Origin of the sequence: Nocardia aurea, assembly GCF_003123685.1 — a bacterium.
GTDB lineage: Bacteria > Actinomycetota > Actinomycetes > Mycobacteriales > Mycobacteriaceae > Nocardia > Nocardia aurea.
In genome coordinates, this window is the sequence record NZ_QCYJ01000005.1 from 191,002 (window position 1) to 208,448 (window position 17,447).

At 67.8% G+C, this 17,447-nt stretch carries 7 protein-coding genes; 4 read left to right on the plus strand and 3 right to left on the minus strand.

The annotated features are described in order from the left end of the window. The first annotated feature begins 191 nt into the window (after positions 1 to 191). The 3 genes from DAT37_RS45220 (at position 192) to DAT37_RS44755 (ending at position 6,106) form a co-directional block, all read left to right on the plus strand. Positions 192 to 2,228: a glycosyl transferase gene (locus DAT37_RS45220; protein ID WP_232839436.1), complete on the plus strand. Its 2,037-nt coding sequence runs from the start codon at positions 192 to 194 to the stop codon at positions 2,226 to 2,228. Between the two features lie 161 nt (positions 2,229 to 2,389). Continuing rightward, the gene (locus tag DAT37_RS01625) at positions 2,390 to 5,764 is read left to right on the plus strand and encodes an arabinosyltransferase domain-containing protein (RefSeq protein ID WP_456320108.1); all 3,375 of its coding nucleotides are present in this window, start codon (positions 2,390 to 2,392) and stop codon (positions 5,762 to 5,764) included. Positions 5,765 to 5,947: 183 nt separating this feature from the next. Then, complete coding sequence (locus tag DAT37_RS44755; RefSeq protein ID WP_198654040.1) at positions 5,948 to 6,106, plus strand: hypothetical protein; 159 nt, start codon at positions 5,948 to 5,950, stop codon at positions 6,104 to 6,106. Between the two features lie 154 nt (positions 6,107 to 6,260). Here the strand turns inward: DAT37_RS44755 and DAT37_RS01630 are convergent, their stop codons facing one another. Next, positions 6,261 to 9,596 carry an arabinosyltransferase domain-containing protein gene (locus DAT37_RS01630; protein ID WP_198654041.1) on the minus strand — a complete coding sequence of 1,112 codons (3,336 nt, stop codon included), beginning with the start codon at positions 9,594 to 9,596 and terminating at the stop codon, positions 6,261 to 6,263. A gap of 228 nt (positions 9,597 to 9,824) precedes the next feature. On the opposite strand from DAT37_RS01630, the gene DAT37_RS01635 reads away from it, so the two are divergent. Further along, positions 9,825 to 10,322: a peptidylprolyl isomerase gene (locus DAT37_RS01635; protein ID WP_109522845.1), complete on the plus strand. Its 498-nt coding sequence runs from the start codon at positions 9,825 to 9,827 to the stop codon at positions 10,320 to 10,322. A 68-nt stretch (positions 10,323 to 10,390) separates the two neighbouring features. On the opposite strand, the gene DAT37_RS01640 is transcribed toward DAT37_RS01635, so the two are convergent. Beyond that, positions 10,391 to 11,935, minus strand: a complete 1,545-nt coding sequence (locus DAT37_RS01640) for an acyl-CoA carboxylase subunit beta (protein WP_109522846.1) — start codon at positions 11,933 to 11,935, stop codon at positions 10,391 to 10,393. Continuing rightward, positions 11,932 to 17,385: a polyketide synthase Pks13 gene (pks13, locus tag DAT37_RS01645; protein ID WP_198654042.1), complete on the minus strand. Its 5,454-nt coding sequence runs from the start codon at positions 17,383 to 17,385 to the stop codon at positions 11,932 to 11,934. The genes DAT37_RS01640 and pks13 overlap by 4 nt, the downstream gene beginning before the upstream one ends. Positions 17,386 to 17,447: the final 62 nt, after the last annotated feature.

The following is a 17,447-nucleotide window of genomic DNA, read 5'->3' on the forward strand; positions in this document are numbered from 1 at the left end:
GGCGGGCGCGTCCGGACGGCTCGGTCCCACGGCCCGGACGTGATTCGCGCCGCATCGGGGTTATCGGGGATATTCGTGGTCAACCCTGGGGGAAGTTGCCTGCGCTCCGGGCGCTCGATCGCCGTTCGGACAGCGGGGCCGCACCCGGGGCGGGGCTGGTTCCGAGCGTCGAGTTTTGTGGGGATTTGTCGGTGAGAGCAAGCAACGTCGATCGGGCCGCGCGACGGGAATCGACCGAGGGGGCGACCGTACCGGCGGGGGCTGTCGACACCGACACACTATTGCGGGACCGGCCCGAACCCGCTCGGACGCGGGTGGGCGAGCGGGTCACGCGGGCGGATCTGTGCGCCGGGGCGGCCTACCTCGGGCTCGCGGTGCTGGTGCTGTCGGGACAGTGGCGCGACACCGGCGGGGCCTATCTGATCAAGAGCGGTCAGGACCAGACCATGTGGGAATGGTTCTTCGCGGTCACCGCGCATTCGGTGGCGCATCTGGAGAATCCGCTCGGCACCACGTTGCAGAACTTCCCGGCCGGCGTGAACCTCATGGCGAATACCGCGATGTTCGGGGTCGGGGTTCCGCTCACCCCCGTCACGCTGCTGTTCGGACCCACCGTCACCTTCGTCCTCGTACTGACCCTGGGCTTGGCCCTCACCGCCTTCGCCTGGTACCGACTCTTCGCCCGTGAACTGGTCGAATCCCGGTTCGCGGCGGCGCTCGGCGGGCTGTTCTGCGGTTTCGCGCCCGCGATGATCTCGCACGCCAACGCCCACCCGAATTTCGTCGCCCTCGGCCTGCTGCCCGTCATCGCCGGTCTGGTGATCCGGATGAGCCGTCATAGTGCGGACGGGGTGCGGTCGAGTAAGTCCGGGGGCACGGTGGGACCGGGCAGCCCCGGCCCGGAATCCCGCGCCGTTCGCGGCCGCGACGCCGGCGCCGTCACCACCGGATCGCGCACCGCGTCTCACCCTGCCGGATCCGATAGCGCTGGATCACCCGGCGCGGCGGCCCGGGTCGGCAAGCGCGCCCGGGGCGTACGTCTGCGGGACACGCTGCTGCTCGCTCTCCTGGTCACGACGCAGATCGCGCTCGGCGAGGAGCCGTTGTTGATCTTCGCGATGTCGTTCGCACTGTTCGCGGTGGTCTATTACCTGCACGCGCCGCGCGCAGGTCTGCGAGCCCTGCGCACGGTCGCCCCGACCGTGGCGGTGGCGGGACTCATCACCCTCGCGCTGACCGCGATACCGCTGTGGTGGCAGTTCTTCGGTTCGCAGAGTTACCGGTCCATCGACCACGGGCCGATGGGCAACGATCTGAAGGCGATCACGCAGTTCCCGTCGGAATCGCTGGGCGGGCTGTTCGCGCCCGGACAGCCCGTCGCGATCAACGAGACCGAGCAGAACGCCTATTTCGGCTGGCCGCTGCTGATATTGCTCGCGGTGGCGATCTTGTGGCTCTGGCGCGATCGGGTGGTGCGGGCCGCGACGGCGGTGATCCTGGTCTTCGGCGTGCTCTCCCTCGGCGCGACGGCGATGATCGGCAAACGGTCCACCGGCGTCGCCCTGCCGTGGCGGTGGGCCGAGCAGGTTCCGCTGGTGAATTCGGTGCTGGAGACGCGACTGACGATGGCGGCGATTCCGGCCATCGCCGCGATTCTCGCCCTGGCCGCGCAGCAGGCGGTGTCGATGTGGCGGGAGTCGGCGGTGGACTGGCGGCCGCTCGCCTGGTTCACCGCGACAGCGCTGGCACTGTTGCCGCTGACGCCGACCCCGCTTCCGGTCGTCGACCGCGCGGGCACGCCCGAATTCTTCGCGCACGGCACGGTGCGCGACTACGTCGGCGACGGGTCGGTCGTCCTCGTCCCCACTCCGCGCCCGGACGACGCCGAGCCGCTGCGGTGGCAGACCGAGGACGATTTCTCGTTCCCGCTCGCGGGCGGCTACTTCGTCGGCCCGACCGGCGGCGACAAGAAGGGGATCTACGGACCCGAATTCCGGCCGACCACCGCCCTGCTCGTCGGAACACGCGAGACCGGGGTGGTGCCGAGAATCGGACCGGACGAACGCGCGAACGCCATCGCCGACCTGAATTTCTGGCGCGCCGACGTCATGGTGCTGCCTCCGACGCGCAATGCCGACGCGCTGCGCTCGGCCGTCACCGAACTACTCGGCTTCGCGCCCGCCCGAATCGAGGATGTCTGGCTGTGGGATGTGCGCGCGCTGCGCTGAATTCGCCCCGCCGACCCTCTCGCAGCCCGGACGGCGGGCGACGGTGGCTAGCATGAACCCCCGTGCGACCGGACCGATCGACTTCAGCGTTTGACCGCTACCGCCTGATAGCCCTGGTATCCGGGCTTCTCGGATTCATCCTGGCGTTGCTGACCCCGCTGCTGCCGGTCGAACAGGATCGGGCGACGCTGGATTGGCCCCAGGCGGGCAACAGCACCGATGTCGAAGCGCCGCTGGTGTCCTACGAGCCGCAGCGGCTCACGGCCACCCTGCCGTGTTCGATCCTGCCGAGCGCGACCGACTCTTCCGAATCCGGTGCGCCTGGCCGGCAGGGTGAGCCGACCCCGACCGGCGACACGCAGCAGACCCCGACCGTCGGCAACGGCACCCCGAGACAGGCCGACGACTCCACCCCGCCGGATACCGCCGCACCGCAGGCGAAGCCGTCGCGCACCATCCTGTCGACCATCCCGGTCGCCTCGGGCCAGGCCGCGACCAAGGGACTCGTCGTCGCGGTGTCCGACGGCACGCTGACCGTCGTCCAACGCGATATCCCGCTGCTCTCGGCTCCGGTCGCCGAAATCGGCGGATGCACCGCGATCACCATCGATTCCACCGCCGCCGCCACCACCGTCGAATTCACCGGTGTGCGGCGCGAAGACGGAAATCCGTTCGTGAACACGCTGCCGCGCGATATCCGTCCGCAGGTCGTCGGTCTCTTCACCGATCTCGACGCCGCGCAGGTCGCCGCCGCCCGCGTGCATCTCGATATCGATTCGCGCTTCTCCTCGACGCCGACACCGCTCAAACTGCTTGTCCAGATCGCCGCGGTGATCTGCACCGTCATCGCGCTGATCGCGCTGCATCTGCTCGACACCTCCGACGGGCGCAGGGCCCGGCGTTTCCTGCCCGCGCACTGGTGGCGTTTCTCGATCGTCGACGGCGCGATACTCGGCGTGCTCGCGCTGTGGCACATCATCGGCGCGAACACCTCCGACGACGGCTACATCCTGAATATGGCCAGGGCGTCGGAACATTCGGGCTACATGGCCAACTACTACCGCTGGTTCGCGGTGCCGGAGGCCCCGTTCGGCTGGTCCTACGAGGTACTGGCCTGGATGACCAAGATCTCCGATGCCAGCCCGTGGATGCGGCTGCCGACGTTGCTCGCGGGCGTGGTGTGCTGGCTGGTCATCAGCCGCGAGGTGCTGCCGCGCCTCGGTGCCCGGGTCCGACGCGACCGGGTCGCGCTGTGGACGGCGGGCCTGGTGTTCCTCGCGTTCTGGCTGCCCTACGACAACGGCCTGCGCCCCGAACCGCTCATCGCGGCGGGCGCGCTGCTGACCTGGTGCTCGATCGAACGCGCCATCGCCACCGGACGTCTGCTGCCCGCCGCGATCGGCGTGCTCATCGCGGCGTTCTCGCTCGCCGCGGGCCCCACCGGGCTGATCTGCATCGCGGCGCTGATCGCGGGATCGCGGCCGGTGCTCCAGATCATCGTCAAGCGCGCGCAGGGAGCGTTGCCGCGCCGGATCGAGGCGGACGCGCACGCGCCGGACGCCACCGATGACGACGGGCGACGCGTACCGACGCCGACACTGTCGCGCGCCTCGCTCTTCTTCCGGTACGCGGCGCTGATCGCGCCGGGACTCGCGGCGGGCACCCTGGTGCTGATCGTCGTGTTCGCGGACCAGACCTTGGCCACCGTCATGGAGGCCACCCGGGTGCGTACCGTCGTCGGCCCCAATGTGGCGTGGTTCGACGAGCGCACCCGCTGGGATTCGCTGCTGATGCTCTCGCCCGACGGTTCGCTCGCGCGGCGGTTCGGCGTCCTGGTGATGCTGCTGTGCCTGCTCGTCTGTGTCCTCCAGGTCCTGCGCAAGGGCCGTATCCCCGGCACCTCGCGCGGTCCTTCGGTGCGGATTCTCGGCATCGTGTTCGCCTCGCTGCTGCTCATGATGTTCACGCCGACCAAGTGGACCCACCATTTCGGCGTGTACGCGGGACTCGCGGGTTCGCTCGCGGCGCTGGCCGCGGTCGCGGTCGGCACCAGTGGTATTCGGGCGCCGCGCAATCGGGCGCTGTTCGCCGCGGCGGTGCTGTTCCTGCTCGCGATCACCTTCACCGGTTCCAACGGCTGGTGGTACGTCTCCAGTTACGGGGTGCCGTGGTGGGACAAGGCGCCGCTGATCGCGGGTAAGGGGCTCTCGACGCTCTTCCTGGGCCTGAGCGGACTCGCGCTGCTGTGGGCGGTGTGGGCGCACTACCGCGAGCCGTACCGCGAACCGGCGGCTCCCCGCCGTTTCGAGCGTTTCGCCTCGGCGCCGCTGACCATCGCGGCGGCGCTGCTCGTCCTCTTCGAACTGGCCTCGCTGACCAAGGCTGCGCTCACCCAGTACCCGGCGTATTCGATCGCGAAATCGAATGTGGAAGCTCTCGGCGGCGATTCGTGCGGTCTCGCCGACGGGGTACTGGTCGAGACCGATACCGCGGATTCGCTGCTGCAACCCTTCGACGGCTCCCCCGCCGACGGCCTGTCGGCGAAGTCGAAGGGTTTCACCCCCAACGGCGTCGCGAGCGATCTCACCGCCGACGCGGAGGAAACCGTCTCCGGCGGAGCGAATTCCATCGATAAGGATTCGGCCAACAAGACGACCAACACCACCGGCGCGGGCACCGGCGGCGGTACCAGTGAGCGCACCGGGATCAACGGCAGCACCGTGGCGCTGCCGTTCGGGCTCGACCCGGCCCGCACCCCGGTGCTGGGCAGCTACCAGGAGGGCGAGCAGCAGCAGGCCACGCTCGAATCACAGTGGTATCACCTGAATCTGGTCGACAGCATGCGCCACGATCCCGCCTACCGGGTGCTGGTCGTCACCGCGGCGGGCCGTATCCGCTCCGTCGACACCGACGGCGTGCTCACCTACGGCCAGGAACTGCACATGGAGTACGGCGTGCGGGGCGCGGACGGCCGGGTGCGCGTACTGGGTTCGGTCGATCCGCTCGATATCGGACCCGCGCCGTCCTGGCGCAATCTGCGGGTGCCGCTGGACGGTCTGCCCAGCGAGGTGAACGCCGTGCGCCTCGTCGCGGTCGACAACGACATCACGCCGAAGCAGTGGCTCGCCGTCACCCCGCCCAGGCTGCCGAGCCTGAAAACCCTGAATTCGGTGGTGGGATCGCGGGATCCGGTCCTGCTCGACTGGCATGTCGGTCTCGCGTTCCCGTGCCAGCGGCCGTTCGGCCACCACGACGGCGTCGCGGAAGTGCCGCAGTGGCGCATTCTGCCGGACCGGGTCGGCTCCGACGCCTCCAATGCGTGGCAGGACGATATCGGCGGCGGTCCGCTCGGCTGGACCGGTCTGCTGCTGTCCTCCGAATCGGTGCCGACCTATCTCGAGGACGACTGGGGACGGGACTGGGGTTCGCTCGAACGGTTCACCCCCTACGATCCGGATGCGGATCCAGCTGTGATCGATATCACCACCGTGAAACAGGGCGGGATCTCCCGACAGGATCCGATTCGGATCAGATAGTCGACCCGAAAGCGTCCGATCCGGGTGCGGCACAGACCGTTCGGTCTGTGCCGCACCCGTTCACGTTACGTGGGCATTTCGCCAAAACTCCTGATAGGGCGTCGGTTTCGTCCGGGTGACGCCTCAGTAACCGATGAGCGGATTGCCAGGCATAGCACAGTTTGAGAACGTACTGTTGTGGGTATGACAGGAGCCTTCGATGACATGGATCTGCGCGATCTCGTCGATCTGCTCACAGATGACGAAAAGCGCGAATTACGGCCGGCGGTCTTACGAGTACTCGAACGGCTGCCTTCCCAGGAGGTGTTGCGCCGCGAACTCGGCAGGCGCATGAAGGTCTGAGCGCTCACGTCACGGCACCGTGACGCAGCGCACTCGCGTCCCTACGATTCCCCCCGCCACGCCATCGATCCCGGGCAACTCCCGGAAAAAATTGGGCCGTAGCGTCTATGACGCTACGGCCCTTCGACCTTTCGGCCCCTCTACCAGCGACCCGCTAGAACACCCGCAGCTGCCCCGGGGACCACAGTCCCCAGCGATTCGCGGTGCCGGTCTCCAGTTTCGCCGGGGTCGCGTCGCGGTCGTACTGCTCGTAGCGCTCGAGCGAGCCCCAGTCGCGGGCCCAGTCGTCACGCATGTAGGTCGGCACCGTGACCGAACGCGCCAGCATCTGGGTGAAGCCGAGCGGGCCGCCGAATTCCTCGGCCTGCCAGGTGTTCGTCGAGCTGATCGCCAGCGGACGGTCCGGCAGGATGCGGTAACCCGGCACCTCGGCGACGCCGTTGCGGTGATCGAAGGGACGCTGGCACGGGAACTGGAGTCCGACAGCCCAGTCCAGCAGTACCGGCTGATCGCCGCCGATGAAATCGTTCAGCGGTGTCAGTTTCGGCATACGCGGCGGGGTGAACGCCAGCCACTGGTCGCCGATCAGGATCGGATCGTTGGCGACGATGCGCACCGCGTCGGCCTCGGGTGCGATCTCGTCCAGCGGAATCCGGAGATTGCGCCAGGACGGGAACGGGCCGATATCGCGCGGCAGGTAGTTGCCGAGCGGTTCGACGGTGCCGTCGGGCAGCCGCTTGCCGTAGTCGACGGTCAGCGACTGGCCGTATTTCAACGCTCCGGCGTTGTCGAAGGACAGGATGCGCCCGGCCGCCGAGATGACGACAAGGGGCTTGTCCTCCGAACGCGGCGCCAGCTGGTACCAGCTCGACGTCAGCAGCGCGGGCTGCTGCACGCCCTCCTGGTAGCTGCCCATCACCGGGGTGCTCGCCGGATCGAGTCCGAAGGGCAGGGCCGCGGTGCTGCCGTTGACGCCCTGCGCCCCCTGACCGCCGCCGGTGCCCGCGCTCTCGCCCTCGGCGAAGGCCGCGCCGACCGACTGGGTGGAGGTGTTGCCGGTGCCCGGTTTCACCTCGACGGTGTCGGCGGACAGGTCGTCCGGCACGCCGTTGGCGTCGAAACCGACCGGATCCACCCCGCCGAGCGGGTCACCGTTGGTCGGCGGCTCGGCCGGATCGATGATCGGCTGCAACCGGCCGCCGTTCGGATCCGGTTCGACCAGGATGTCGTTGGCCAGACCACAGCTGTCACCGGCGAGCGCGTCGAAATTCGATCGGGCCAGCGAATACGCCGGGTACTGCTCGGCGGCGCCCTTCACCAGCGACATCACCTCGATCACCACCATCAGGGCGGCGACGACGGTCAGCGGTATCGCGGCGAATTTGCGAATCCGTTTGCCGCGCGCCGATTTCGGCGACGCCGCGGGCGGAATGTACTGCTCGCGCAGGGTGAGCCAGGTGACCAGGGCCAGCGCGGCCGCGAACAGCACGAGCATGACCGTGTTGGACTGGAAACCACCGAGCGAGATGCGCCTGTCGAACCACGGCACCCCGAAACTGGAGACGTACCAGTACCCGTTGATACCCGAGAACGAGATCGCCAGCACGAACAACAATCCGGCCAGGAAGATGGCCCTGTTCTTGCGGGCCCGCAACGCCGAGGCCGACACCGCGACCGCCGTGACCGCCGCAAGCGAACCCGCGATACCCGCGTACGCGCCGAAATGGTGGGTCCACTTGGTCGGGTTGAACATCATGAAGAAGACGGTGCCGAGCACCACGCCCATGAGCCGCCAGGTCGGACCGCTCGCGATACCCGGCACCTGCCTGCGCCGCAGCAGCACCAGCATCGTGGTGAAAAGGCACAGCAGCATCGTCAGGAAGGCGAAACGGCGCGAGAGCGAACCATCGACCGTCTCCACGAACAGGTAGTAGTAGCGCAGGTAGTCCTCGTACCAGGCCAGGTTCGGCCCGGTGACCTGGCGGACGCGGTTCGCCTCCTGGATACCCGCGAAGGTCTGATCGCTGTAGACCACCGTCAACACCAGCAGACCCGCCGCCGCGATCGGCGCGAGCAGCGGCAATGTGCCGTGCACTCGATGTCGGCGGACGACGATCTTGACCAGCGGTCTGATACCCGCGAGCAGCGCCGCCACACACATCAGACCGGTCGGGGCCGCGGCCAGCGTGAACGCGGCGATCAGCACCGCGGCGGCGGCGGGCAGCAGGCGGCCGGTGGCGATGGCTCGCTCGATCGAGACCCAGGTCAGCAGCGCGCCGAGCGCGACGACGGGTTCGGAGCGCAGGCCGTTGTCGAAGGGCAGCCAGAACGCGAGGAAAACCAGTCCGCCGGTCCACAGCGCCACCCGGCTGTTGCGCACGCCGCGACCCAGGCGCGGCACCACCTCGCGGCTGATGACCATCCAGCACAGGATCGCGCAGGCCAGCGCGGGCAATCGCACCCAGGGACTCGCGGTGGAGATCTCCGAGAAGACCTGGATCACGTAGTAGTACCAGCCGAACGGCGCCTCGGGGACGCCGTACCAGCGGAAGTAGTTGGCCATGTAGCCCGCGTGCGGCGCGACCCTGACCATGCTCAGGATGTAACCGTCGTCGGAGGTGTTGGCGCCGACGAAATGCCAGACCAGCAGGGTGCCGACCACCGCGCCGTCGGCCCAGGTCGGCTTCAGCCAGTTGGCGGGCAGGAAACGCCGGTGACCGCGACCGTCGCTGCCGTCGAGACGGGCCAGCGCGCCCAGCGCGATCAGCGTGCACAGCACCGCGACGATCATCGCGATCAACTTGATCAGGGTCGGGGTGGAGCTGAACCGCGTATCGATGTTCATCGTGAAGGACAGCCCCGACGGCACGGACCCCTCCAGATCGGAGAACACGCCGACGACCTGAGGTCGCAGATCACCGATCAACTGCCCCTCGACCGGAACCTGCACCGTCTCCTTCACGCCGGGAGCCCCGCCCTGGACCGGCCGCTCGACGGTTTTGGTCAACCCGGTGAACGCGGCCGTCGTGCGCTCGTTGTCCGAGGTGATGACGATGCTGGAACACTGCCCCATCGCGGCCCGGTCGGCCGTGGTGACCACGGCGTTTCGATCGACGACGTCCACCGAGGTCTCCGAGACGCGCACGAACAGCGCCTCCAGCGCCGCACCGTCGCCCTGCGGCGGCGCGGTGGCCAGCAACATGCCGCCCTGCGGCGGCAACGCCTCGACCGCGCTACACGGAATGGTGGCCCGCAATTCGATCGGCACCTGCGACATCAGCGGCGCCTGCACATTGCCGAGCGTGCCGCCCTGCGGCCAGTTCAGTACCGCCGTCGTCTGGGTGACCGGAAGAAACGGTGTCGCCAGCGCCAGCAACGCGCCTATCAGGCCTGCGACGAGCGCGATGATTCGCGCGGTCCGGAAATCGCGTGATCCGACCGCCGGGGCGGGGGTCGGTTTCGTGAGAACAGCAGTTGCGGCGTCGGGCACGGTTGGCAATGCTAGCGGCAGCCGTAGTCCGCGTCGTGGTCTGTAGGCACGAACCGCGAAGCCCGCGCGCCGACATCGGCCGTAGCGCCCACGCCGGGCCCCGGCTCCGACACGCCGGTGTCACCGCGCCGTGCGCGAGACGCCGTCGAATCGATCACCACCGGCGAAAAGTCGCGTGGAGGCGGGGAGATTGCTGACCCGTATCCGATGCCATGAAAAGGTAGAGATATGACCAAGGTGAATCTCGTAACGAATTACGGTCCGATCGTCCTGGAGCTGGACGACGACAAAGCGCCGAACTCGGTGCAGAACTTCGTGAACTACGTGAAAGCCGGCCACTACAACGGAACCATCTTCCACCGTGTGATCCCGGGCTTCATGGTGCAGGGCGGCGGTTTCGAGCCCGGCATGAAGCAGAAGGGCACCGAGGCCCCGATCCAGAACGAAGCCGACAACGGCCTGAAGAACAACAAGTACACCGTCGCCATGGCGCGGACCAACGATCCGCACTCGGCGACCGCGCAGTTCTTCATCAACGTCTCCGACAACGATTTCCTCAACCACTCCGCACCGACCCCGTCCGGCTGGGGCTACGCCGTCTTCGGCAAGGTCACCGACGGCACCGAGGTGGTCGACAAGATCACGGCGGTGAGCACCGGATCGGCCGGTATGCACCAGGATGTCCCGCGCGACGACGTCGTCATCGAATCGGCCACCATCGTCTGACACCGGTTACCGGACGCGAATCGGGCCGTCACCACCTGGTCACGGCCCGATTCCCGGACTGCGGCCGCCTACAGCGGCAGCAGGTGATGTTTCCGTGGATTGCGGGTCAACTTCTTGTCTCGCAACAGATGCAGTGCCTTGCGTAGCTCCAGGCGCGTCGTCGACGGCTCGATGACGGCGTCGATATATCCGCGTTCGGCCGCCACCCACGGTGTCGCCATGGTGGCGTTGTAGAAGTCGACCATCTGCTGACGGACCGCGGCGCGCTCTTCCTCCGGCGCGGCGGCGATCTGCCTGCCGCCGATCAGGCTGACGGCGCTCTCGGCCCCCATCACCGCGATACGGGCGGTCGGCCAGGCCAGATTCACGTCCGCGCCCAGCTGTTTGGACCCCATGACCGCGTATCCGCCGCCGTAGGACTTGCGGATCACCACGGTCACTTTCGGTACCGAGGCCTCCACGAAGGAGAACAGGAACCGGCCGCCGCGTTTGATGACGCCGATCTTCTCCTGCTCCACCCCGGGTAGGAAGCCCGGCGTGTCGACCACGAAGACCAGCGGCACCTCGAAGGCGTCGCACAGCCGGACGAAATGCGCGGCCTTGTCCGAGGCGCGCGCGTCCAGCGCGCCCGCGTAGACCATCGGCTGATTCGCCACCACACCGACACTGCACCCGTCGACCCTGGCGAAACCGGTGAGGATATTGCGTCCCGCCGTCGCGCCGATCTCGTGGAAGTCGCCGTCGTCGAAGATCCGCAGCAGGATGTCGTGCATGTCGTAGCCCGAGTTATCCGAATCGGGGACGATCGAATTCAGCTCGAGATCGGATTCGGTCAGCTCCGGTTCCAGCCCCGGGTTGACGATCGGCGGCAGTTCCTGGCAGCTCGTCGGCAGGAAGCCGAGATAGTTACGGACCCACTCGAAGGCAGCGACCTCGTCCTTGGCGACGTGGTGGATATTGCCGTACTCCGCCTGACTCTGCGCGCCGCCCAGTTCCTCCAGGCTGACGTCCTCGCCGGTGACCTCGCGGATCACCTTGGGACCGGTGACGAACATGTACGCCTCTTCGGTCGCCACCACCACATCGGTATTGATCGGCGCGTACACCGCGCCGCCCGCGCATTTGCCGAGAATCATCGAGATCTGCGGCACCAGACCGGACAGCGGTTCCTGCCGCCTGCCGAGTTCGGCGTACCAGGCCAGGGAGGTCACCGCCTCCTGCACCCGCGCGCCGCCGGAATCGTTGATGCCGACGACCGGGCAGCCGACCTTGGCCGCGTACTCCATGATGTAGGCGACCTTGCGGCCGAACATCTCGCCGACCGTCCCCCCGTAGACGGTCTGGTCGTGGGAGAAGACCGCCACCGGGCGGCCTTCCACCAGTCCGTGCCCGGTGACAACACCGTCGCCGTAGAGCGCGGCCGGATCTCCCGGCTTGCGCACCAGCGCACCGAGTTCCACGAAGGTGCCCGGATCGAGCAGCATTGTGATCCGGTCGCGTGCGCTGGGAATTCCCTTCCTCGCCCGCTTCGACACCCCCGCTTCGCCCGCCGGTTCCTGCGCCAGTTCGAGGCGTTTACGCAGATCGGCGAGTTTCTCGGCAGTAGTTGTCACTTGGCCCCTTTCGCCTCGATCGCCACGAGCTTCGCGGTCAGGTCGGCGCCGATCTTTCCGATGCGCGGCTCATCGACGATCTGTAGGTGGTCGCCCGCGATGTGAACGACCTCGAGATTCGGCAGGTACTCGTCCCAGCCGCCGTTCTCCTTGCGATCGGCGAAGCGGGGTTCGAGTTCGATCATGCCGTCGTGATAGCGATCCGCGAGGTAGAGCACCACATTGCCGTCGTAGCGCGAAGGCGTGGTCCGGGCGAGATGCCTGCTCTCGATCCACGAGGTGCGCTGGTGTTCGAGCACTCCGCCGGGGATCTTGGTACCGCTCATCTTGATCAGATCGCTGATCATCTTGAACTGGTTCTCATCCGAGGCCGCGGCCAACTCCTCGAGCTGTTCGCGATCGAGTTCACCCTCGACGCCGTAGGTCTTCTTCGCGAAGACCTGGTAGCGCTCGATCCGACGCACCCGCTCCTCGGGGCTGTTGTCCTCGCCCTCGGTCGGGATCGCGAGGTCGATGAGCCCGACGACGCTCACCTCGGCGCCCTCGGCCCGCAGCAATTGCGCGACCTGCAAGGCGAAGACCGCCCCGAGCGACCAGCCGTACAGCACGTACGGACCGTTGCCCTGGATCTTGCGCAACTCGGGCAGGTACTGACGCGCCCGCTCCTCGATATCGCCCTCGACGCGTTCGAAGCCGTACATCGGGGTGTCGTTCGGCAGCCTGCGCAGCAGCGGCTCGTAGACCAGTGTGTTGCCACCGGACGGATGGAACACGAAGACCGGCACCGCGTTCGACCCGTCGACGCGCGCCCGCAGCGGGCGTACGAAACCGTCGATCTCGGCGGCGCTGTCCTGGAGATCGCGCACGATATCGGCCAGCTGCTCGATGGTCTCGCAATCGAGGACGTCGTCGACGGTGACCTCGGCCTTGACCCGCTCCGACAGCCGCTGCGCGAGCTTCTCCGCGATCTCCTCCTCGAGGATCGGGAGGGTGTTGAAGATGCCGCCCGCCGACTTGCCGGTGATATTGGCCCAGGTGCCGAACGTCAACCGCTCGGCGGCGTCACGTGGCGGCACATCGTCTTCCTCGCCCGCGCCGCCGAATACCGTCGACGGCGTCGAATCGGCCTCGGCGACAATCGCTTCGGCGGCGCCGACGGCGGTCGTGTCCTGGACCTCGAGTGCCCGTTCCCTCGCCGCGTCCTTCGCAGCGGCCGCGGCGATCTGCTCCTCCGACACGGGAGCCGGTGCGGCCGTTCCCGCGTCGGCGCGACGATGACCCGCCTCGGCCTCGGCCACGATCGCCTCGGCCTCGGCATGCACCGAGGTGTCGACGATCTCCGCGGAACCCTGGGCAGCCAGCGGCGAACCCGATTCGGCGGCAACGGATTTCGCGGCGGCGGCCGGATCCTCACCGGCCGCGAGCGCGGCGCGGGCAGCGGCGACGAAACCGCCGTCGACGTCGATATCCTCGCCCGCCGCCTGCTTCTCAGCGATCTCGGCCACTTCGTCGCGGTGCTCGATGGCGTAGCGCAGCACCTTGCCGACCTCGCTGAGGTTGGCGTCGCGCACGGCCTGCATCTGCAACTGCGGGATGTCGAATTCGTATTCGACGCGGTTCTTGATACGCATCGCCATCAGCGAATCGAGTCCGAGTTCCATCAGCGGGATCTCCATCGGGAGATCCTCGACCGCGTAACCCATCGATTCGGCGACGATCAGCGCCAGCCGTTCCTCGATCGTCTGGGAACCCTGGGGATCCCAGCGGTCGCCGTGAGTCTCGACCGCGGCAGCGGTCTCGGAGACTTCGGCGACCTGTGTCTCGACACTCTCGGTGACCACCGGCTGTGCCACCGCGATCTGCGGCAGCGGCGCACCGGAGACGACGGTGCCGTCGAACAGCAGCCGGAAGGCCGAACCGTCCTTGGCGTGCACCTGAACCGCGCCGCCGCCCGGATACGGGGTCAGCGTGACGGTCAGGGTTCCGGTCGCGGGAACGGCGGCGTGTGGCACCGAGATTCCGGGTGACACGTCGCTGAGCACCTGTGCCGCAGCAACTTCGGTCAGTTGCGCCAGGTCGGTGACCGATCCCGCCTGCACCTCCCACACGTGGCGGCCGTCGGGCAGCGACACGTGCGCGCCGGGGACCCTGGCACTGCCGCCGCCGGAGTTCAGCCTGACCTTGGGCCAGTACTGCTTGCGCAGGAACACCGTGCGCGGCACATCCGCGTAGTCACCGTCGGGCAGCAGCGAGACCAGGTCGACCTTGTGCCCGTGCACGTACAGCTGGGCCAGCGCGCCGATCACACCGGCGGACTCGTCTTCCTTGCGCTTGAGCGTCGGAATGAGCTGGGCGTCGTGCACGCCCGCGGCGAAGGTGGTGCCGAGCACCTGCATGAGCGCGACGGAATTCGGCGCGAGTTCCAGGAATGTGGTGTGGCCCGCGTCCACGGCGAGTTTCACCGCGTTGGTGAAGTACACCGCGTGGCGCATGTTCTTGACCCAGTAGTCCTCGTCGTGGATCGGGTCGTTGCCGGGCCGGTAGAACTCTTCCTTGTGCACCGTCGAGTACAGACCCGCCGTGAGTTTCGTCGGCTCGATTCCGGCCAGTTCGGCGGCCAATTCACCGAGCAGGGGATCCATCTGGGAGGTATGGCCCGCGCCTCGGGTCTGTAGCACCCTGGCGAATTTGCCCGCCGCCTCGACCTGCGCGACGATCGCCGCGACCTGATCCTGCGGGCCGCCGATCACCGTATTGGTCGGCGCCGCGAACACGGCCATCTCGACGTCGGGGTAGTCGCCGAGCAGTTTCTCGACGTCGGCGACACCGAGTTCGACCAGCGCCATATTGCGCACGTCGGCGTCGGAGATCATCGCCTCGCCCTCGCCCATCAGGCGCGAACGCGCGCAGATGACGCGCACCGCGTCCTCTAGCGTCAGACCACCGGCGATATACGCACCGGCCACCTCACCCATCGAATGGCCGACCACCGCGTCGGGTTGCGCGCCGTGCGCGCGCAGCACCGCGGCCAGACCGACCTGGATGGTGAAGATGCCGACCTGCGAGGTGCCGACGTTGTAGTCCTGCTCGTCGTCCAGGATCATCTCGCGGATCGAATAACCCGCCTCGTCCTGCACCAATTCGTCGACCTCGTCGACGGCCGTGCGGAAGATCGAATTCTCCCGGTAGAGCTGCTTGCCCATCTTGCGATGCTGCGCGCCGAAACCAGCGAGCACCCAGATGGGGGCCTTGACAGCTGGCGCGTCGGCGGTGAACACGCCGGTGCCGGGTTTACCGGCCGCGATGGCGCGCAGACCGGTGACGGCCTCCTCGTGCGTCTGCGCGAGAACCACACCGCGCGAACGCCAATGGCTGCGTTTGGCCAGCGACCGGGCGACGTCGGCCAACGGTACGTCGCGACCGGCGTCGGACTCCAACCAATCGGCGAGTTCGGCGGCGGCACGGCGGCGACGGGAGGGGAGGTATCCGGATACCGCGAGGATCACCGGCAAGGGCTCTGCCCGGTCGGCACTCCACTCGGGTTCGGGAGTGGTGGTCGCGGTACCCGCCGCACCCCCGGCGCCCGCGGAATTCTCGGCGTCCTCGCCACTCTCGGCCGTGATTCCGACCGCCTCGGCGATGACGTCGGCGCTCTCGTCGGAGAGTCCCTCGTTGCGCGGTGCGGCGGTGTCGACGGACCCCGGCACGTACTCCTGGAGCACGAGGTGGGCGTTGGTGCCGCCGAAACCGAAGCCGGAGATGCCGACGGTCGCGGTGCCGCTGTAGCGCGGGAATTCGGTCGGCGCGTCGACCACTTTCAGATGCGCCTGCTCGAACGGGATGTACGGGTTGGGGCCCGCGTAGTTGATATTCGGCGGCAGTACGTTGTGCTGGAACGACATGACGACCTTGGCCAGGCCCGCCGCGCCCGCACCGGATTCCAGGTGACCGAAATTGGTTTTCGCCGAACCGAGCAGCGCGGGCTTGTCGTCGTCGCGACCGCGACCGACCACGCGGCCGAGCGCGTCCGCCTCGATCGGATCGCCGATCAGGGTTCCGGTGCCGTGCGCCTCGATGTAGTCGACCGAGGACGGCGCTATACCGGCGTCGCGGTAGGCGCGGCGCAGGACGTCGGCCTGAGCGTCGGGGTTCGGGGCGAGCAGGCCGTTGGAGCGACCGTCGTTGTTGACCGCCGAACCCTTGATGACCGCGAGGATCCGGTCACCGTCGCGTTCGGCGTCGGTCAGGCGCTTGAGAACGACCAGACCACCGCCCTCGGAGCGGATCATGCCGTCGGCGTCGGAGGAGAACGCCTTGATACGGCCGTCCTTGGCAAGGCCACCGTTCTTGTCGAAACCGAGCGTCGCCAGCGGGGCCAAGAGCATGTTCACGCCGCCCGCCAACGCCAGATCGGCGTCGCCTTCACGCAGCGCGCGTACAGCCTGGTGCACCGCGACCAGGGTCGATGAGCAGGCCGTGTCGACCGAGACGGAGGGCCCGCGGAAATCGTAGAAGTAGGACACCCGGTTCGGGATGATGCTGGAGACGCTGCCCATGATCGCGTACGCCTCGGCGGAGGCGGGCACGTTCGGATCGTTCTCGCCGAGACCGAGGGCCGCGAGCAACTGGAAATCGTTACTGGTGGAGCCGATGAAGACGCCGACCGCTTCGCCGCGCAACTCGCTCGCGGGAATCCTGGCGTGCTCCAACGCTTCCCAGGTCAGTTCCATCATCAGCCGCTGCTGCGGATCGACCCGCTCGACCTCGATCGGCGACATGGCGAAGAATTCCGCGTCGAAACCCTTGACCACGTCCTGGTCGAGGTAACCACCTGCGGTATTGCCCTCGGCGACCGCCGCGGCCACCTCGGGATCGCTGGTGAATTCCTCCCAGCGCCCTTCGGGCAGATCGCGGATGCCGTCTCCGCCGCCGATCAGGAATTCCCACGTCGACTCGGGGGTATCGCCCGCGCCGGGCAGCCTGGTCGACAGGCCGACGATCGCGATGTCGTGCGCCTCGCCGGGTGTGTAGGAGGCGTAGAAGGCGTCGTCACCGGATTCCTCGGGCGCGTCCGGCTCGCCGTTGATGATCCGCTCGGCCAGCGACGCGATGGTCGGATGCTGGTAGACCACCGTCGCCGTGAGGATGACCCCGGTCAATTCCTCGATGTCACCACCGAGGGCGAGGGCATCGCGCGAAGCGAGCCCGAATTCCTCCATCGGCCGGTCGACGGTGATCTTCTCGATCTCCTGACCGGTCGCGTCGGCGACCCAGCGCCGCAACCACTCTCGCAGTTCCGCCACCGACATCTCGATGGCCGCCGCGGGTTCGGACACCGCGCCTTTCGACGCGGTGTCGGAGGCCACGACCTCGGAAGACACGGCAGCGTCTCCCGGGTCGGTGCTGGCGCTCTCGGTCGTCGGTTCGGGCTTACCCTCGTTGTCAGCCATCAATTCCTCAAGCTACCTGTCTGCGTACCGGGCGCGCCGCCAAATGACGCTCGGGTGCGTGG

What these genes read in the sequence shown, in the direction of transcription:
- DAT37_RS01635 (WP_109522845.1), top strand. Translation starts at nt 9,825, where the DNA reads ATGACCAAGGTGAATCTCGTAACGAATTACGGTCCGATCGTCCTGGAG.
- pks13 (WP_198654042.1), bottom strand. Translation starts at nt 17,385, where the DNA reads ATGGCTGACAACGAGGGTAAGCCCGAACCGACGACCGAGAGCGCCAGC.
- DAT37_RS44755 (WP_198654040.1), top strand. Translation starts at nt 5,948, where the DNA reads ATGACAGGAGCCTTCGATGACATGGATCTGCGCGATCTCGTCGATCTG.